This window comes from Phenylobacterium terrae, from assembly GCF_042681205.1.
Lineage (GTDB): Bacteria > Pseudomonadota > Alphaproteobacteria > Caulobacterales > Caulobacteraceae > Phenylobacterium > Phenylobacterium terrae.
Map to the genome: position 1 here is coordinate 1,835,292 of NZ_JBHUEY010000001.1, position 18,361 is coordinate 1,853,652.

The window sequence follows — 18,361 nt, forward strand, 5'->3', positions numbered from 1 at the left end:
GTAGTCCCTATTTCGCACGGCTCCGGCGGACCCGATGTCCTAACAAGCGCTGCTAACGCCGGTCTGGGTTCAACAATCCGTTGGGGGTTGCGTGAGGTGCAAAGGTACCATACGCCCCTGGACCTGGTCCGCGAGCGGTCCCCGGAGCGTCCTGTCGCACTTGCGCGACCGGATGCGGTGGCCGTAGCGGCGCGCTGGTTCCAGGATAATTTCAAAGGCGACGTCTTCTACGCCGTAAAGGCGAACCCTTCGCCGTGGGTCATCGAGACCCTGGTGGCGAACGGGGTGACGTCCTTCGATGTGGCCTCGGTCCCCGAGATCGAGCTGGTGTCGCAGTTCGCTCCGGGCGCGCGCATGGCCTTCATGCACCCGGTGAAGAGCCGCCGCGCCATCGCGCAGGCCTACTTCGACCACGGCGTGAAGACCTTCGCGCTCGACACGCACGAGGAGCTGGCCAAGCTCATCGAGGCGACGAACGGCGCCAAGGACCTCAACCTGATCGTCCGGTTGGGCGTGCAGGCGGACGGAGCGGCCTATTCGCTGTCGGGCAAGTTCGGCGTCGATGCGCATCAGGCTCCCGGCCTGCTGCTCGCCGCCCGCCGCGCGACCCAGGAGCTGATGGGCGTCTCCTTCCACGTGGGCAGCCAGTGCATGCGGCCGACCGCCTTCCAGGCGGCCCTGGCCCAGGCCTCGCGCGCCCTGGTCCGCGCCGGCGTGCTCGCCGACGTGGTCGACGTGGGCGGCGGCTTCCCGTCGGTCTACCCGGGCATGGTCCCGCCGCAGCTGGGCGACTACCTCGACTCCATCGACCGCGGCTTCGCCGAGATGATGGTGCACGAGACCACCGAGCTGTGGTGCGAGCCGGGCCGGGCGCTGGTCGCCGAGGCCTCGTCCATCCTGACCAAGGTCGAGCTGAAGAAGGGCGATGCGCTCTACCTGAACGACGGCAGCTACGGCAGCCTGTTCGATGCGGCGCACACCAAGTGGCCGTTCCCGGTGAAGCTCATCCGCGGCGAGGACGGCGAAGCCAAGGAAGTCGAGGGGAACCTCAAGCCCTTTCGCTTCTACGGGCCGACCTGCGATTCCCTCGACCACATGCCGGGCCCGTTCTGGCTGCCGGAAGACGTGAGCGAAGGCGACTACGTCGAGATCGGCATGCTGGGCGCCTACGGCGTGGCCATGAACACGCGCTTCAACGGCTTCGGCGACGCCGAAACGGTCGCAGTTGAAGACGCGCCGATGGCCTCCATGTACGGCCTCGCGCGCCGGTCCATCCCGGTGCCGAAGGCCGAGACGCAGAACGTCGTACGCCTGTCGCGTGCGCGGTCGAAGAAGCGCCGGAGGAAATAACCTCCTCGCTGATCTGTTGAAGGCGCGGTCGGTCGCTCCGTCCCGGCCGCGCCCTTTATCTTGGACGGGCGCTCACCCTCAGAAGGGAACTTCCGAAGATGAACGCTAACGTTCAGACCAACAAAAAGGCCGAACTGCTCTCGCGCACCGTCGAGCACGTGGCCATCGACCAGTACGACGCCCGTCCGATCATCGATTCGATGCGGCAGATGAGCTTCACGAGCCGCGACACGGCCCGTGCGGCCGACATCTTCTCCATGGCCCTGGAGGATGCGGACTGCTCCAACTGGCTGACCCTGGCCGGGTCGACCAGCGCCGGCGGCTGCATGCACATCTACCGGGACATGGTGAAGTACGGGATGATCGATGCGATCGTCTCCACCGGCGCCTCGATCATCGACATGGATTTCTTCGAAGCCCTCGGCTTCAAGCACTACCAGGCCCAGGCCAACGTCGACGACCGGGACCTGCGGGCGCTCTACATCGACCGCATCTACGACACCTACATCGACGAGGAAGAGCTGCAGGCGTGCGACGCGACGATCTACGAGATCGCCAACGCGCTCGAGCCGCGCCCCTACTCCAGCCGTGAGTTCATCTACGAGATGGGCAAGTGGCTGGCGGCCGGGAACGCCAAGAAGGCCGGCAGCCTGATCCAGACCGCCTACGAGGAGGGGGTTCCGATCTTCTGCCCCGCCTTCACCGACTCTTCCGCCGGCTTCGGCCTCGTGAAGCACCAGGTGGAGCGGATGAAGGCCGGCAAGCCGTACCTGACCATCGACTCCATCGCCGACTTCCGCGAGCTGACCGACATCAAGCTGGCGGCCGGCACCACCGGCCTGTTCATGGTCGGCGGCGGCGTGCCGAAGAACTTTGCGCAGGACACCGTGGTCTGCGCCGAGATCCTCGGCCACGAGGCCGAGATGCACAAATACGCCATCCAGATCACGGTGGCGGACGTGCGCGACGGCGCCTGCTCGTCCTCGACCCTCAAGGAGGCCTGCTCCTGGGGCAAGGTGGACGTGACCTGGGAGCAGATGGTGTTCGCCGAGGCCACCACCGTGGTCCCGCTGATCGCCTCCGACGCCTGGCACCGCGGCTCCTGGAAGGCCCGCAAGAAGCGCCGCTGGGCGGACCTGTTCAACAAGGCCGCCTGACGCCATCCCTCCCCTTCAGGGGAGGGTCGACGATGCGAAGCATCGGCGGGGTGGGGAAGTGACGATCCTGCAGGGCGCTGGGAACCTTGCGCCCTGCAGGATCCGGACTCCCCGTCCCGTCGCTCCGCTACGGGCCACCCTCCCCTGAAGGGGAGGGAAGCATTCGCGTACCCGCCCCTTTGGGTGTAAACTCCCGTCATCGTCGACGAGTAACCCGCAAGTCGGCGACGAGAGATCGAAGCGGCTCGCAACGTAGCCGCGCGCTCCCGCCCAACACTGGAGAGCGCCATGCCTTACATATGCTATCTCTACGAAGGCGAGGGCCAGGTGCCCTACATGGAAGTCCTGCCTGAGGCCTCGCTGGCCGAGGCCAGGGGCCTGACGCTGGACCTGCTTCATCAGCGCCCGAACTATGTCCGCGCTGAACTGTGGGACGGCGAGCAGATGGTCAGCCGGTTCTTCCAGGACCGCCCGCGTTCCAGCCCGAACTCCGGCCTCGGCCTCGCGTACTAGATGCCCGCGTACCACTCGTAGCCGCGGTCCTCCCAGTAGCCGCCCTTGCCGCGGCCGAGCCTTGCGAGGCTGTCCACCGCCTCGATGCGCATGACGTACTTGGCGTGCTTGTAGCCGAGCTGGCGCTCGACGCGCAGCCGGACCGGCGCCCCGTGCGGCACCGGCAGGGGCGCGCCGTTCATGTCGTAGGCCAGGATGGTCTGCTCGTGGAAAGCGTCCTCGAGGTCGATGCTCTCGTAGTAGCGGCCGCTCTCGTCCGGCGTCGGCTCGAGCTTGTCGGCGCAGTGGAAGACGATGAACCGGGCCTCGTCCCTCAGCCCCGCCGCCTGCAGCACCGCCGAGAGCCGGGCCCCCGTCCACTTGCCGATGCTGGACCAGCCCTCGACGCAGTCGTGGCGGGTGATCTGGCTGCGGCCGGGCAGGGCGCGCAACTCGGGCAGCGACAGGGCCAGCGGCCGCTCGACCAGGCCGTCGACGACCAGGCGGTAGCCGGCGAAGCCGGAGTCCCTCAGGGCGACGTAGCCGGGGTCCTGCGGGTTGCGGGTCCCGTTGGCGCGGAAGTCGGGGGAGATGTCCTCGGGGCCGAACTCCGGGGCCAGCGCCGTGCGGGGAAAGAGGCCCCGCTGGACCAGCTTCGTCAGCCCCTCGGCGCCGGCCAGGGTCCGCTGCACGCCCTGGCTTTGGGTCAGGCGGTCGCAGGCCGAGAGCATCAGGCCCCCGGCGGAGGCGGCCGCGCCCCTCAGCCAGCCGCGGCGATCGATCCCGCTCACGCGCGCCCCTCCTCTTCCCGCCGGATGGCGAACCGGCCGGTGACCATCGCCCGGATGTTGTTCCAGGCCCCGGCGGCGAAGACCATGGCCACGTGGACGACCACGAACAGGGCGATGAGCGCGGCCGAGATGAAGTGCAGCGTCCGCGCCGACTGGCGCCCGCCGAACAGCTCGATGAGGCCGTAGCCGACCGCCCCGAAGGCCGGCGACATGGACAGCCCCGTCAGCAGCATCAGCGGCAGCAGGACGAACGCCACCACCAGGTAGGTGAGCTTCTGGATCAGGTTGTAGCGCCGCGCCTCTGCGCCCTTGGGGAAGCGCAGCCGCGCGTGGTTGGCGATCTCGCGCAGGACATGCCGGGCGCCGACCTGGTCCCGTTCGGGAAGGAGGTCGCGGCGGAAGTGGCCGCTGAGGAAGCCGGCGGCCAGGTAGATCGCCAGGTTGATCACGAACACCCAGGCGAAGAAGAAATGCCAGCGCCGCCCGTCGGCCAGCGAGCGGTAGCTGGGCAGCGTCGCCCAGGCCGGAAAGCCGCGGACCTCGCCGGAGAAGCCCAACACGCCAGTGGTCTCGAACACCGCATCGCCGATCCGCGTCAGGCCGACGAACTCGCCGCCGCGCTCGGCCGCGACCATGGCGATCCACGGATCGGAGAAGCGCGAGGCCTCGCCCCAGTAGAGGGCCGGGTGGGCGTTGAAGATCTGAAGGCCGCTCAGCAGCAGCACCAGGACGGCCAGAACGTTCGTCCAGTGGGTCAGCCGCGTGGCCAGGCTGTGCCGTCGGATCATCTCCACCGGCGGGCGGGCGCGTTGTCGGCCGAACATGGCGTCGTCTCCCCCTGGCGCGAGATTGCCACGAAACCGCGCCCGGCGCGATCCGGCGGCCGGAACGGGCGGGCGGCCTGACGCGCTAGAGCGGTGGACCCCGACAGGAGGAGACGATGGCCGACAACGACAAGCTGCAGAGCGAAGGCCGCGACGAGAACGCCGCCCAGCCGCTGGACGCCGCGAGGAAGAACGCCGGCGCCGAACGCTACCCCTCGGTCGACCAGCATGACGCCGTCGAGCGTACCGGCCGGTCCGAGCAGGTGACGGGCGAGGGCCGGACCTTCTCGACCCCGCGCCAGAACGAGCACGAGGGCATGGGGGACGCCACCACCGACGGCGAAGACGTTCCCCATTCGGCGAACGACGGCCGCCTCGGCCCGGGCGGCGATCCGGTCGAAGGCAAGCCCTGAGCCGCCCGCCTCCCCAAAACGGGGGAGCGGGGCGCCGCGGGTTTGATCGCAGCGCCGCTCCTTTTTAAGGTCCGCGCCGCAAGCGTACGGGGAGCGGGGACGTGGCGGCGGTCGAGGTCTGGGGCGGCGGGGTCAACACCTGGGAATGCGACCGCATGGGCCACATGAACGTGCGGTACTATGTGGCCAAGGCCATGGACGGGTTGGCGGGCCTGGCGGCCGAGCTCGGCATGCCGCGGGTGTTCGCGCCGGGGGCCCAGGCCACCCTGGTGGTCCGCGAGCACCACATCCGCTTCCTGCGTGAGGCCCACCCGGGCAGCTTCCTCTTCATGACCGGCGGCGTGCTGGAGATGGGCGAGTGCGAGGCGCGCCTGCTGCTGACCCTCTTCCATCCGAACGGCGAGCCCTGCGCCACCTTCAACACGGTCGTGGCCCACGTGACCGCCGAGGAGGGCCGTCCCTTCCCCTGGCCGCAGCGGATCCGCGAGCGGGCGAAGGCGCTGCAGGTCGAACTCGAGGACTACGCCGCCCCGCGCAGCATCCGTCTGGATCCGGTCGTAAGCGCCGCCAGCCTCCAGCGCGCCGAGGCGCTGAACCTGCGGCGTGCGGGCCGCGGGGTGTTCGACGTGCGCGACTGCGACGCCTTCGGCCGCATGCGGCCGGAACTGTTCATGAGCAAGCTGTCGGACGGCATCTCGCAGGTGTTCGGCGGCGCGACCTCGCAGCTGGTGGCCAACGGCGCCCCGGAAGGCGCGCGGATCGGCGGGGCGGCGCTCGAGTACCGGCTGCTCTACTTCGGCTGGCCGAGGGCCGGCGACCGCTACGTGCTGCGCTCGGGCCTGTCGGACTGCGACGAGCGGGTGCGCCGGCTGATCCACTGGCTGCTGGACCCGGAGACCGGGCGGCCCTGGGGCGTGGCCGAAGCCATCGTCATCAGCCTCGACCTCGACGCCCGCAAGGTCATCAAGATGCCCCCCGAGGCCCAGGCGGCCATCCGCCGCGAGGCCTACGCGGAGCTGACGCTCTGAAGACCTCTCCCCGCTTGCGGGGAGAGGGTGGGGTGAGGGGCCCGCAGCGAAGCGAAGGGCCGCCAGCGCCGAAGCTGCGGTAAGGCCGGGCCTCCCTCTCCCAACCCTCTCCCTCCGCGGGCGGAGGGAGAGGTCAGATGTCGCTGAGCCCCGCCCTGACCACGTCCGGCCGCTCCATGGGCAGGAAGTGGGTCGTGCCGGGGACGGTCTCGATGCGGACGCCGGCGGCGGCCAGTTCGTCCAGGTGGGGCGTCAGGCTGGAGCTGGTGGAGGCCTGCTCGGCGCGGAAGATCCGCACCGGGCAGGGCGGCGCGCGCAGCGCGGGCCAGGGGTCGTGGCCGTGCGACCCGAAGTTGGAGGCCTCCCACTCCGGCGCGCAGGCGAGCTCCACCTGGCCGTCGGGCCGGTCCCGGAAGCCGTCGGCGACGTAGTCGGCGAGCTGGGCGGGGCTCCAGCTCTTGAAGGCGCCGCGGCCGGTGTAGGCGGCCAGCGCCTCCTGGCGGCTCTCGAACACCGCCCGGCGGCGGCGGGCGGCGATCTCCATCGCCGAGGCCGGCGCCTGGCCGCGCCGGTAGGCCTCGGAGGACCCGGGCGGCAGCAGGACGGGATCGAACAGCACCAGGGCCTTCACCCGTTCCGGCGCCTGGGCGGCGGCGAGCAGGCTGGAGGTCCCGCCCATGGAGTGGCCCGAGAGGACCGCGTCGCGCACGTCCAGCGTGGTCAGGACCGCCAGCAGGTCTTCCGCCAGGCCGTCCCAGGAGGTGCGCCCCTCGGTCGGCGTCGGCAGCTCGGTGCGGCCATGGCCGCGCAGGTCCAGGGCCAGTATCCTCAGCGGCGGCGAAAGCGGCGCCAGGATGGTGCGGTAGGTCCGGGCGTTGAAGCCGTTGGCGTGGGAGAAGACGATGTCGATGGGCCTGTCCGGCGGGCCGAACTCGAGGGCCGCCATGACCCCGCCGCGTTCCGGCAGCTCGATACGCCGCGCGCGCGGCTCTTCGACGACGAACCCATCCATGCCTGGCGACTTCCCCTCTTTTCCAACCCTTAGCAGACGAGGGGACCCGACATGAACCGGCTGGCGACGATCGGCTACGAGGCGGCCACGCAGGAGGCGGTGATCGGCAAGCTGAAGGACGCCGGCGTGGCGGTGCTGATCGATGTCCGCGCCGTGCCCTCGTCGCGGCGGGCCGGCTTCTCGAAGACGGTGCTGGCCGCCAGCCTGCAGGCCGAGGGGATCGACTACGTCCACCTGCGCGAGCTCGGCACGCCCAAGCCCGGGCGCGAGGCCGCCCGCAAGGGCCGGATCGCCGAGATGCACGAGATCTACGAGGCGCACCTGGCCGAGCCCTCGGCCCAGCTGCAGCTCGCCCAGGCGGCGGAGATCGCCCGCGAGCGACCCGCCGCGCTGCTCTGCTACGAAGCCGACGCCGCCGGTTGCCACCGCCGCATCGTCGCGGAGCGGCTCCGCGAGGCGCTGGGCTGCGCGGTGGTCGATCTCTAACACTCGTCATCGCCGGGCTTGTCCCGGCGACCCGGCCCGTTGCGGCGGCGCGAACTCATCAGGATGGGGGCGGCATGAAGCCGGCCATGCGTCAGAAGCGGGGGCCGCGCCTCACAGCCACTTCCGCCGCTTGAAATTGACGTAGAGCGTCACGCAGACGGCGAGGATCAGCACCCACACGCCGGCGTAGCCGAACCGCCAGCCCAGCTCGGGCATGTGTTCGAAGTTCATGCCGTAGATGCCGGCCACGGCCGTGGGGACGGCGAGGATGGCCGCCCAGGCGGCGAGCTGGCGGGTGATGGCGCCCTGGCGCTGCTGCTCCAGCAGGGAGCTGACGTCGAACACCTGGCGGATGACGTCGCGCAGGCTGTCGACCGAGGCCAGCACGCGCATCACATGGTCCAGCACGTCGCGGAAGTAGGGCCGCGCCTCGGGATCGATGCCGGGCAGGTCGAGGTTCTCGAGCTTGCTGCAGAGGGCGTGCATCTGGCCCAGCGTGCGGCCGAACTTCATCAGCTCGCGGCGCAGCACGAACAGGCGGGTGATTTCGCCCCGGCTCAGGAAGGTGTCGAGGGTGCGCCGCTCCATGCCCAGCACCTCCTCCTCGACCGCCTCGACGATCGGCAGGTAGCCGTCGACGATGAAGTCCAGCAGCGCGTGCACGACGTAGTCGACGCCGTGCCGGAGGAGCTGGGGCGCGGCCTCCAGCTCGTGGCGCAGCTCGGTGTGGGCCCGGGCCGAGCCGTGGCGGACGGTGATGATGTGGCCGCGGCCCACGAAGATGTGGGTCTCGCCGTAGCAGATGGCGCCGCCCTCGTACTGGGCCGTGCGGGCGACGATGAACAGCTGCTCGCCGTAGACGTCCAGCTTGGGCAGCTGGTGCGCCTTGAGCGCGTCCTCGACGGCCAGCGGATGCAGGTTGAAGCAGCGGGCCAGGGTCTGCAGCTCGTCCGCGGACGGCGAGACCATGCCGATCCAGGCGAATTCACCTTGGCCGATGGTCGGCGGCGCCGGCGAGGCGATGTCGATCGGCCGGTCGCGGACGCCGTCGCGGTAGATGTAGGCGGCGACGACGCTCAAGCCTTCCCCCGGCTGGTCATCGAGCTGGACGGCTCCTCATGAAGCCGGCCGGCGGGGGCGTCAATCGCGCTCTTGCTGGCCCTGGCCGGTGGCGGATTGGATCACGCCGGCGATGCGGTCGGTGGAGTCCGCCGCCTGGCTCAGCATCTGCAGCGGGCCGGCGCCCGGGCGGACGGTGGAGGCCACCTGGTTGGCCGCGCCCTGCACCATGGCGATGGCGGTCGCGCCGGCCTTGTTGAAGGGGTTCTGGGCCAGCTTCTGGGCGTTGGCGTCCGGATAGATGAAGCCGTAGGTGGGATAGCTGGTGGTGCCGAGATCGCGGATCGGGTCGTACCAGACCTTCACCTGGCTCCAGTCGCCCTTGGGCGAGACGTCGATGACGGTCACGTCGCGCTCGATCTGGCCCCGCGTGCCGCCGATGCGGCTCCAGTTGGCGTGGGTCAGCTGGATCACCCGGTCGGTCAGCACCTGGCTGACCACGCCCACGTGACCGAGGCGCATCTTGCCCTGCGGCTTGAAGCAGAGCACCGCGCCCGGCTTGGGCTGGAAGCCCGTCTCGTACTTGCCGATCGCCTGGCGCCACCAGGTGTGGGCGTCGCCGAAGATCTGGATTCCGGAGATCAGCCGCGCGAAGGGCACGCACTGCCAGTAGGTGTCGGCCGCCGCCGTGCTCAGCGGAGCCAGGGTTACAACAGCCGCGACGAGCGCGGAACCGATGACGGTTCGCATCCGTTTTGCCATGTTGGAACGCAACTCCCGACCGATTTGCGGCGACAGGGTTAGCGTATCTCCCAGAAATGAAAAGAGGGTTTAAGCTCGTGCGGCCGAAGGTCGCCGCGCATCCCACGCGTCCGCCCATGACTTCATGGCCGATCGGGCAGGCTTTTCGATCAGATGATAGGACAGCGCCGCCAGAGGAATAATCGTTAACGCGAACACGATCCACACCGGCCAGGGCAGTTGTTCCCCACTAAGCTCAAGAACCCGCGCGGCTGAATTCACGAATACGATCTTCCACGGCACGCAAATCATATAGACGGAGTAGCTGATCTCGCCGAGGTAGACGAGGGCCGGGTGGCCGAATAGCTGGGATCCGGCCTGGGCGGCGCCGGCCAGGAAGTAGATCAGCCCGCCCAGTGCGAGCACGATCAGCGCGTCGGGACCGCCGGCGGCGGCGGTGATCAGCGCGGCGGCGCCCGAGAAAGCGGCGCCCAGCAGGGCGCTCGCCCGATCCTTCATCGGCCGCGCGCGCCACAGGCTGTGCAGGGCGCAGCCGAGGGCGAAGCAGGGCACGATGCGCAGGGCGCCCCACTCGATGGTCGCCTGGGTCAGCGGGAAGCCGGCGATGCGTTCGAAGCCGGCGTAGAGGAGCGCAAGGCCGCCGCCGGCCAGGCCCACGGCCAGCCCCGGCCTGGCCTTCAGCGCCAGCGCGCCCCAGGCGAAGACCGGGAAGGTCAGGTAGGCGAACCATTCGGCCGAGATCGACCAGGAGGGGTGGTTCCAGCCGGCCACGGGCGCAAAGCCCCAGGCGTGGACCATCAGCAGGTTGGCCGGCAGCGCCTCCCAGGAGAGGATGTTGGCGTCGACCGCAAAACCGGCGAGGCCGGCGGCGGCGGCGAGACCCCCCAGGCCGATCAGCGTCGCCAGGTGCAGCGGATAGACCCGCGCGAGCCGGGCCCAGAGGAAGCGGCCATAGTGGAAGCGCTGTTCCTCCACATCGGTCCGGTAGACGTGGCAGAGGATGAAGCCGGAGAGGACGAAGAAGGCCTCGACGCCGAGATAGCCCTTCTGGACCAGCATCGGCGTGGCCGGTGCGTCCAGCTTGGGCCAGTAGTGGAACATCACCACCCAGAAGGCGGCGAAGAACCTGAGAGCGGTCAGCGAGCGGATGTGTGCGGCGTCGGTCATTCTCGAAGGCCTCGGCGTCCCGTTCTGGCGCCTTTCGGACGCCCCTGACGGGCGAGCAGCAACTCGCGCGCCGGGCGAAGCTTCACCTTTGCCGGGGAATGCTGAGGATTGGGTTACGGCGGTCTCTCATCGCTCATCCCGGCCTCCGCCGGGACGAGCGGGGTTGTTCAGCCCCTGTCACCCAGACTTGTTCGGCAGCACGCGCGCGGGATTGCCGACGACCGTCGCCCCCTCCGGCACGTCGCGGGTGACGACGGCGCCGGCGCCGACGGTGGCGCGGGCGCCGACCACCACGTTGTTGATGACCACCGCGCCCAGGCCGATGAAGGCGCCGTCCCGGATCGTCACCCGGCCGGCGGTGTGGGCCCCCGGGGCGACGGAGACCTCGTCGCCCAGGACGTTGTCGTGGTCGATGGTGCAGGCGGTGTTCAGCAGGCAGAGCCGGCCTATGCGGGCGTCGGACTGCACGATCACCCCGGCCGAGAGGATGGTCCCCTCGCCGATCGTGGCGGTGGTCGAAACGATCGCAGCGGGATGGGCCAGGACCGGAAGCCGGCCGCCGCGGGCGACGAGCGCGTCGGCCAGCGCCCGCCGGCCGCGCCCCTGGACGCCCAGCACGAAATCGTGGGCGGCGAGGAACGCCGCATCGTCCAGTCGCGCCGCATCGCCCAGGCGCGGGATCGGCGTCGTCGGCGGCTCAGGCGCCTCGTCCGCGTCCAGATAGCCCGCCAGGGGCGCGCCGGCCGCGGCGGCGGCCTCGGCGATGATGCGCGGCAGCGAGCCGGCGCCGGCGCCGATCATGACGAGGGGTCTCATTCGGCCAAGGTGCAGCCTGCCCGGCCCGCGGGCAATCGCGGTGCGTTCCTTCCGCCCCCTAGTCACGTTCCCGTTTTCCGCTACCTAGGGGGCGGGGAGATCAACGGGAGAGCTATAAAATGGAGAGCGTGTTTGCCTGGACCGCCGATCCGGCGGCCTGGGCGGCCCTTGTCACCCTGGTGGTCATGGAAGTCGTGCTGGGCATCGACAACCTGATCTTCATCTCGATCCTTTCGAACAAGCTTCCCGAACATCAGCGCAGCAAGGCGCGCAGGCTCGGGATCTCGCTGGCGCTGATCATGCGCCTCGTCCTGCTTTCGACCATCGCCTGGATCGTCGGCCTGACGCAGCCGGTGTTCTCGCTGCCGTGGACCGGTCCGCTGGATGCGACGACCGGCCACCCGGTCTTCGAGCTGAACTTCTCCTGGCGCGACCTGATCCTGATCGCCGGCGGCCTGTTCCTGGTGTGGAAGGCGACGACCGAGATCCACGAGAAGGTGGACCCGCGCGACACCGAAGGGCTGATGAACACCAAGCAGACGGTGATCAACAACTTCGGCGCGGCGATCTTCCAGATCCTGCTGCTGGACATCGTCTTCTCGATCGACTCGATCCTGACGGCGGTCGGCATGACCGACCACCTGCCGATCATGGTGATCGCGGTGCTGATCGCGGTGGCGACGATGATGCTGGCCGCCGACCCGCTGGCGAAGTTCATCCACGACAATCCGACCGTGGTGATGCTGGCCCTGGGCTTCCTGCTGATGATCGGCGCGGTGCTGATCGCCGACGGGTTCGGGGTGCACGTGCCCAAGGGCTACATCTACGCCGCCATGGCCTTCTCGGCCCTCGTCGAGGGGCTGAACATGGCCCATCGCCGGGCGGCAAGCCGGAAGATTGCGCCGGCGAAATCCGAGAGCGACCCCGAGACGGGACACTAGACGTATTACACGGCCTCGGCGGCTCGACCCGCCGAGGCCGACATAACGATAGTAGGGACAGGCGGCGCATTTCACGCCGCGGGAGACGTTTTGGAAGAAGAGCCGCACGCGTACACCGACCAGGAGCGTCGGCTGACGCTCATATCGGTGATGATCGTCTTCCTGCTGTCGGCGATGAGCCAGACGGTCATTTCCACCGCCATGCCCCGGATCGTGGCCGATCTCTCGGGCCTGCACCTCTACTCCTGGGCGCTCACCGCCTACCTGCTGACCTCGACGGTGATGGTGCCGATCTGGGGCAAGCTGGGCGACATCATGGGCCGCAAGACGGTGCTGCTCACCTGCATCGCCATCTTCCTGGCCGGCTCATGGCTGGCGGGGCTGGCCGGCGAGTTCGGCGACCTGCCCCTGGTCGGCGGCGGCATGCCCCAGCTGATCACCGCCAGGGCGATCCAGGGGATCGGCGGCGGGGGCCTGTTCACCACCGCCTTCGCCATCATCGCCGACCTCTATGCGCCCCGGGAGCGGGCCAAGTTCTCGGGCCTGTTCGGCTCGGTCTTCGGCGTCTCCTCGGTCTTCGGACCGGTGATCGGCGGCTTCTTCACCGACCACGGCACGGTCGAGTTCGCCGGCCATGTCATCGAGGGCTGGCGCTGGGTCTTCTACGTCAACGTGCCGTTCGCGACCCTGGCGGTGCTGACCATCCTCTTCCGGATGCCCAGCCTGCCCAACCGGCCGGGGCAGAAGATCGACTTCCTGGGGGCGGGCCTGATCATTCTGGCCTTCGTGCCCTTCCTGCTGGCCATCACCTGGGGCGGGCGGGACTACCCCTGGGCCTCGCCGACCATCATCGGGATGCTGGTGTTCGCCGCCGTGTGCCTGGCCGCCTTCATCGTCGTGGAGAAGGCGGTGCGCGACCCGATCGTCCCGCTGGAGCTGTTCAGGAACAAGACCTTCACCACCGCCAACGGCGCGGCCTTCGTCTACTCCATGGCCTTCATGGGCGTGACCAGCTTCCTGCCCCTGTTCATGCAGGTGGGGCAGGGGGTGAAGGCGACCACGTCCGGCTTCACCATGCTGGCGCTGATGGGCGGGATGATCGCCTCGTCGACGATCAACGGGCAGCTGGTCACCAAGACCGGCCAGTACAAGCCGTTCATGATCGGCGGCGGGATCGTGCTGATCACCGGCATACTGCTGCTCTGCTTCATCGGCCCCGATACTTCGACCACGGACCTGGCCTGGCGGCTGCTGATCGTCGGCATCGGCCTGGGGCCGGGGCAGAGCCTGTTCGGCCTGGCGGTGCAGAACAGCGTGCCCTTCCACCAGATCGGCGTCGCCACCTCGTCCGGGCAGTTCGTGCGCCAGATCGGCTCGACCCTGGGCGTGGCCTTCTTCGGCGCCCTGCTGACGGCGGGCCTGGCGTCCGAGCTCGCCCGCCATACGCCCCCGGGCGTCGAGGCCCGCCAGCTGGAGATGTCGGACCTGCAGCGGATGGCCATCGAACGCGACGCCCATCCCGAGCTCGCCGCCGCCCGCGCCGCCGACCCGGCCGCCCGGGCGATGGACCGCGTGGTCCGCGAGAGCTTCTCCACCGCCATCGTTCACGGGATGATCTTCTCGGTCTCGATCCTGGCGGTGGGCTTCGTCCTGATGCTGATGATTCCGGTGGCGCCGCTCCGCGAGCGGCCGGTCGGCCCGCCCGTGCGCGCGCCGCCGCAGGGGGCGACCGCCAGTCCCGAGGAGTAGGGCGCGGCGAGACGCCGCACGGCGGGCGCGAACCGACGGCGCGGCCGCGGCGCCTGAATCGGCTGGAGAACTCGGGCGACGCCGTTCTCCAGCGCGGCTGCAGGTGCGGCGAAGACGCCGGGTTAATCCATTCTTCAGCGGCGCAGAACCTCCTCCCGGCCGGTGAGTTCGGTTGCTGGGGCGCCATGAAGAATCTGAAGCTTTCCGCCAAGCTCGTCGTGAGCTTTGCGGCGGTCATCGCCGTGTTCGTGGCCGTGAGCCTGACGGTGCAGTTTAACCTGAACACCCTGGCGCGGGACGCGGCCGCAAAGGACCAGAGCAAGACGGTCATCAACGCCGCCGACGACATGTTCGCCGCCGTCGTCGAGCAGCAGAACGCCGTCCGCGGCTTCGTGAGCACCAGCGCGCCCACATTCCTCGAGACCTACGCCGAGGAACAGGCGGCCTACGTGGCGGCGATGGACCGTTACCGCCAGGCCGCGAGCGACGAGGCGCGGGCGCAGCGCCTGGCCGCGTTCGACGACGCCGTCTCGAAGTGGCGCGAGGCGAACGAGACGCAGATCGCCCTCGCCAAGGACCCGGCCACCCTGCCGCAGGCGCAGCAGATGGTCTCCACCCACCGGCTCGGCGCCGTGCGCGACCTCTACGGCGAGATCGCGACCGCCGAGGACAAGCTCTACGACGCGCGGACCGCCGAGCATGCGGCCGCGGTTCGCACCTCGATGCTCGCGCTGTGGGTCGGCGGGGTGATCGCCGTGCTGGTCGCCTCGGCGGCCGGATGGCTGCTGGCGCGGGGCGTCGCCCGGCCGGTCGGCGCGCTGACCGCCGTCATGCGCAAGCTGGCCGGCGGCGACAACGGCGTCGAGGTCCCGGCGACCGACCGGCGCGACGAGATCGGCGAGATGGCCAAGACGGTGCTGGTCTTCCAGCAGGCGGCGATCGAGAAGCTGCGGCTCGAGGGCCAGAGCGTGGAGCAGCGCCGCGAGGCGGAGGCCGAACGGGCGCGCAACGAAGCCGAGCGGGCCGAGGCCGCGCGCGAGCAGGCGCGGGTCGTCGAGGCCCTGGCCAACGGCCTTCGCGAGCTGGCCCGCGGCGACCTGACGGTGCGCGTCGCACAGCCGTTCGCGCCCGAGTACGAGCAGCTGCGCGCCGACTTCAACCAGGCGATGGGCCGGCTGCAGGACACGATGGGCGTCATCGTCGGCAACGCCCGCACCATCACCGCCGGGGCCGGCGAGATGACCCAGGCGGCCGACAGCCTTTCCAAGCGGACCGAACAGCAGGCCGCCACGCTGGAAGAGACCGCCGCGGCGCTGGAGCAGATCACCGTCACCGTCCGCAAGACCGCCGAGGGGGCGGGCACGGCCCGGGCGGTCGTCGCCAAGGCCAAGACCGACGCCGAGGCGAGCGCCGTCGTGGTGAACCGCGCCGTCGCGGCCATGGGGGCGATCGAAAAGTCCGCAGCCGAGATCGGCCAGATCATCGGAGTGATCGACGAGATCGCCTTCCAGACCAACCTGCTGGCGCTGAACGCCGGGGTCGAGGCGGCCCGCGCCGGCGAGGCCGGCCGCGGCTTCGCCGTCGTCGCCTCGGAAGTCCGCGCGCTGGCCCAGCGCTCGGCCGAGGCGGCCAAGGAGATCAAGACCCTGATCGGCGCGTCTTCGGCCCAGGTCGGCGAGGGCGTGGGGCTGGTGGGCGAGACGGGCGAGGCCCTGAACCGCATCGCCGCCCAGGTCGCCGAGATCACCACCATCGTCAGCGAGATCGCCTCGTCGGCCCAGGAGCAGTCCACCGGCCTGACCCAGGTCAACGTGGCGGTGAGCCAGATGGACCAGGCGACCCAGCAGAACGCGGCCATGGTCGAGGAGACCACCGCCGCCAGCCACGCCCTCTCGCAGGAGGCGCGCGAGCTGAGCCGGCTGATGGCCCAGTTCCGCATCTCCGATCAGGCGGCCGCCCCCGCCGCGCCGGCGCGCCCCGCCGTCACCGGCGCCCGGGCCCAGCAGCGCACCCTCGCCCGCGCCATCGGCGCCACCGCGCTGGCCGCGCAGGAAGAGGGCTGGGAGGAGTTCTAGGGGGCGCTACAGGAAGCTGTAGGGATCCACGTCGATGACGACGCGGAGCGACCCGGTGGGCTTCACGCGGGCGCGCCAGGTGGCCAGGTAGGCGGAGAGGTCGACGTTGCGCTCGGCCCGGACCAGGAAGCGCTTTCGCCGGCGGCCGCGCACCAGGCTCAGCGGCGCGTCGGCCGGCCCGTAGACGTCGACCCCCTCGGCGTTGGGCGCGGCGGCGGCCATGTCCTTGACGAACGCCTCCAGGCTGCGCGGGTCCTCGCCGGAGACGATGACCGCCCCCAGCCGGCCGAACGGCGGCAGGCCGGCGAACATCCGGCCTTCCATCTCGGCGGCGATGAAGGCGTCGCGGTCCTGGGCCTTCAGGGCCTGCATCACCGGGTGCTCGGGGGCGTAGGTCTGCAGCATCGCCCGGCCCGGGCGGTCGCGGCGCCCGGCCCGGCCGGTGGCCTGGGCGAGAAGCTGGTAGGTGCGCTCGCCCGCTCGCAGATCCCCGCCGCGCAGGCCGAGGTCGGCGTCCACCACACCGACCAGAGTGAGATTGGGGAAGTTGTGTCCCTTGGCGGCGGCCTGGGTGGCGACGAGGATGTCGATCTCGCCGCGCTCCATCGCCTCCACCATCCGCCTGGCTTCGCGGGCGTCGAACAGGGTGTCGGACGAGAAGACCGCGATCCGCGCCTCGGGGAACAGATGGCGCGCCTCCTCCTCCACCCGCTCCACGCCCGGTCCGATGGAGGCCAGGCTGTCCTTGGCGCCGCAGTGGGGGCAGCGCTCCGGCTTGGGCATCGAATAGCCGGTCAGGTGGCAGACCAGCCGGCCGGAATAGCGGTGCTCCACCAGCCAGCTGTCGGTGTCGGGCGCGCACAATCGCTCGCCGCAGGCGCGGCACAGGACCAGCGGCGCATAGCCCCGGCGGTTCAGGAACAGCAGCGTCTGCTCGCCGCGAGCCAGCGTCTCGCCGACGGCCTTCACCAGCGGCTGGGCCAGCCAGCGGCCGGACTGCGGCGGGGTCTCGCGCAGGTCGATGAGGTCGATGTCCGGCAGCTGGGCGGTCCCGTGGCGGGCGGCCAGCCGCAGCCATCTGTACCGTCCCGTCTCGGCGTTGCGCAGGCTCTCCAGCGAAGGGGTGGCCGAGGCGAGCAGCACGGCCGCCCCTTCGATCCGTGCGCGGAGCACCGCCAGGTCCCGGCCCTGGTAGATGAAGCCCTCCTCCTGCTTGTAGGAGGCGTCGTGCTCCTCGTCGACGACGACGAGCTTGAGGTTGGCGAAGGGCAGGAACAGCGCCGAGCGGGCGCCGACGACGATCCGGCAGTCGCCGGCCACCACCGCCTCCCAGACCTTGCGCCGGGCGGGCGGGGCGACGTCGGAGTGCCACTCGCCGGGCGGGGCGCCGAACCGCTCGCCGATGCGGGCGATGACCGCCTGGGTCAGGGCGATCTCGGGCAGGAGGATCAGCGCCTGGGCGGTCGGGTCCTTGGCCAGGACGTGGCGGACCAGCTCGAGGTAGACCTCGGTCTTGCCCGAGCCGGTGACGCCGTCCAGCAGGGCGGCGCAGAAACCGGCCTCGTCGGTCATCGTCTTCAGCGCATCGGCGGCGGCGGCCTGGCTGGCGTTCAGCGGCGGGGCGGGGCGGGCCAGGTCCGGCTCGGGGAAGGCGAGCTCGGGCTCCACCACCGTCACCGCGAGGGCGCCCTCGTCGATCAGCCCCTTCACGACGCCGGCGGAGACCCCGGCCGCGCGGGCGAGGTCGGCGGCGGTCTCGGCGCCCTGCCCGGCGGCGGCCAGGACGCGTTCGCGGGCCGGGGTGAGCCTGGCCGGCGCCTTGCCGGTGAGCTCGATGCGGCGCTGGGGCCGCGGCCTGGGCGCGCGCATCCCCCGCAGGGCGATGGCCAGAGGCGCGCCGGGGGCGTCCACCGAATAGCGCGCCGCCCACTGCACGAACTCCAGGGTGTTCGGCGGCAGCGCGGGACAGTCCAGCCGCTCCTCGATCACCTTCAGCGGCCGGTTGCCGCCGGCCCCTTCGCGCAACGCCGTGACCACGCCGCGAACCAGCCGGGGCCCCAGTGGCGCGGCCACCTGGTCGCCGACGGCCAGCTCCACCCCCTCCGGCTCGGCGTAGTCGAAGGCTTCGGGCAGGGGCAGGGGCAGGAGGACGGAGGCGATGCGGCTCATCGGGCTCGCCGCCCTTTGCCGTTCCGGCCCCCGCGGGCTAGAAGACCGGCCGTTCCGTAAGGCGAGATTT

17 protein-coding genes are annotated in these 18,361 nt (G+C 70.5%); 9 read left to right on the forward strand and 8 right to left on the reverse strand.

Features of this window, described 5'->3' with window-relative positions:
• Positions 1-96: 96 nt before the first annotated feature.
• The 3 genes from ACFSC0_RS09230 to ACFSC0_RS09240 all read left to right on the forward strand — a co-directional run bounded on the left by ACFSC0_RS09230 (position 97) and on the right by ACFSC0_RS09240 (position 3,020).
• Positions 97-1,350 (forward strand): type III PLP-dependent enzyme, encoded by a 1,254-nt coding sequence (locus tag ACFSC0_RS09230; RefSeq protein ID WP_377283234.1) that lies wholly within the window; start codon positions 97-99, stop codon positions 1,348-1,350.
• 98 nt (positions 1,351-1,448) lie between these two features.
• Complete coding sequence (locus ACFSC0_RS09235; protein WP_377283233.1) at positions 1,449-2,507, forward strand: 1,9-bis(guanidino)-5-aza-nonane synthase; 1,059 nt, start codon at positions 1,449-1,451, stop codon at positions 2,505-2,507.
• A gap of 288 nt (positions 2,508-2,795) precedes the next feature.
• Positions 2,796-3,020 (forward strand): hypothetical protein, encoded by a 225-nt coding sequence (locus ACFSC0_RS09240; protein WP_377283232.1) that lies wholly within the window; start codon positions 2,796-2,798, stop codon positions 3,018-3,020.
• On the opposite strand, the gene ACFSC0_RS09245 is transcribed toward ACFSC0_RS09240, so the two are convergent.
• Both ACFSC0_RS09245 and ACFSC0_RS09250 read right to left on the reverse strand, forming a co-directional pair.
• Positions 3,017-3,790, reverse strand: a complete 774-nt coding sequence (locus ACFSC0_RS09245) for a molybdopterin-binding protein (RefSeq protein WP_377283231.1) — start codon at positions 3,788-3,790, stop codon at positions 3,017-3,019. The two genes, ACFSC0_RS09240 and ACFSC0_RS09245, sit on opposite strands and share 4 nt — an antisense overlap.
• Positions 3,787-4,614, reverse strand: a complete 828-nt coding sequence (locus tag ACFSC0_RS09250; RefSeq protein ID WP_377283230.1) for a cytochrome b/b6 domain-containing protein — start codon at positions 4,612-4,614, stop codon at positions 3,787-3,789. Before ACFSC0_RS09250 ends, ACFSC0_RS09245 begins: the two co-directional genes overlap by 4 nt.
• 116 nt (positions 4,615-4,730) lie before the next feature.
• Between ACFSC0_RS09250 and ACFSC0_RS09255 the strand changes: the two genes are divergently transcribed.
• A complete protein-coding gene (locus ACFSC0_RS09255) occupies positions 4,731-5,027 on the forward strand; it encodes a hypothetical protein (protein WP_377283229.1) in 297 nt (98 codons plus the stop codon).
• 101 nt (positions 5,028-5,128) lie between these two features.
• Complete coding sequence (locus tag ACFSC0_RS09260; protein WP_377283228.1) at positions 5,129-6,055, forward strand: thioesterase family protein; 927 nt, start codon at positions 5,129-5,131, stop codon at positions 6,053-6,055.
• A gap of 133 nt (positions 6,056-6,188) precedes the next feature.
• Here the strand turns inward: ACFSC0_RS09260 and ACFSC0_RS09265 are convergent, their stop codons facing one another.
• Positions 6,189-7,067 carry an alpha/beta fold hydrolase gene (locus ACFSC0_RS09265; RefSeq protein ID WP_377283227.1) on the reverse strand — a complete coding sequence of 293 codons (879 nt, stop codon included), beginning with the start codon at positions 7,065-7,067 and terminating at the stop codon, positions 6,189-6,191.
• A 51-nt stretch (positions 7,068-7,118) separates the two neighbouring features.
• Here ACFSC0_RS09265 and ACFSC0_RS09270 point away from each other — a divergent pair, with 51 nt between their 5' ends.
• Entirely contained in the window at positions 7,119-7,553 is a 435-nt protein-coding gene (locus ACFSC0_RS09270) for a DUF488 domain-containing protein (protein WP_377283226.1), read from the forward strand.
• Between the two features lie 111 nt (positions 7,554-7,664).
• Here the strand turns inward: ACFSC0_RS09270 and ACFSC0_RS09275 are convergent, their stop codons facing one another.
• The 4 genes from ACFSC0_RS09275 to ACFSC0_RS09290 form a co-directional block, all read right to left on the reverse strand.
• Positions 7,665-8,633 (reverse strand): magnesium and cobalt transport protein CorA, encoded by a 969-nt coding sequence (locus ACFSC0_RS09275; protein ID WP_377283225.1) that lies wholly within the window; start codon positions 8,631-8,633, stop codon positions 7,665-7,667.
• Positions 8,634-8,693: 60 nt separating this feature from the next.
• Positions 8,694-9,374: a CHAP domain-containing protein gene (locus ACFSC0_RS09280; RefSeq protein ID WP_377283224.1), complete on the reverse strand. Its 681-nt coding sequence runs from the start codon at positions 9,372-9,374 to the stop codon at positions 8,694-8,696.
• Positions 9,375-9,443: 69 nt separating this feature from the next.
• Positions 9,444-10,541, reverse strand: a complete 1,098-nt coding sequence (locus ACFSC0_RS09285; RefSeq protein WP_377283223.1) for an acyltransferase family protein — start codon at positions 10,539-10,541, stop codon at positions 9,444-9,446.
• A gap of 177 nt (positions 10,542-10,718) precedes the next feature.
• Positions 10,719-11,357, reverse strand: coding sequence for an acetyltransferase (locus tag ACFSC0_RS09290; protein WP_377283222.1), 639 nt, complete (start codon positions 11,355-11,357; stop codon positions 10,719-10,721).
• A gap of 119 nt (positions 11,358-11,476) precedes the next feature.
• Here ACFSC0_RS09290 and ACFSC0_RS09295 point away from each other — a divergent pair, with 119 nt between their 5' ends.
• From ACFSC0_RS09295 to ACFSC0_RS09305, 3 genes are all read left to right on the forward strand, one after another.
• Positions 11,477-12,298 carry a TerC family protein gene (locus ACFSC0_RS09295; RefSeq protein WP_377283221.1) on the forward strand — a complete coding sequence of 274 codons (822 nt, stop codon included), beginning with the start codon at positions 11,477-11,479 and terminating at the stop codon, positions 12,296-12,298.
• A gap of 90 nt (positions 12,299-12,388) precedes the next feature.
• Positions 12,389-14,047, forward strand: coding sequence for an MDR family MFS transporter (locus tag ACFSC0_RS09300; RefSeq protein WP_377283220.1), 1,659 nt, complete (start codon positions 12,389-12,391; stop codon positions 14,045-14,047).
• A 185-nt stretch (positions 14,048-14,232) separates the two neighbouring features.
• Positions 14,233-16,122: a methyl-accepting chemotaxis protein gene (locus tag ACFSC0_RS09305; RefSeq protein WP_377283219.1), complete on the forward strand. Its 1,890-nt coding sequence runs from the start codon at positions 14,233-14,235 to the stop codon at positions 16,120-16,122.
• 6 nt (positions 16,123-16,128) lie between these two features.
• Here ACFSC0_RS09305 and ACFSC0_RS09310 read toward each other — a convergent pair whose 3' ends face one another.
• Positions 16,129-18,291 (reverse strand): primosomal protein N', encoded by a 2,163-nt coding sequence (locus tag ACFSC0_RS09310; protein WP_377283218.1) that lies wholly within the window; start codon positions 18,289-18,291, stop codon positions 16,129-16,131.
• Between the last annotated feature and the right edge of the window lie 70 nt (positions 18,292-18,361).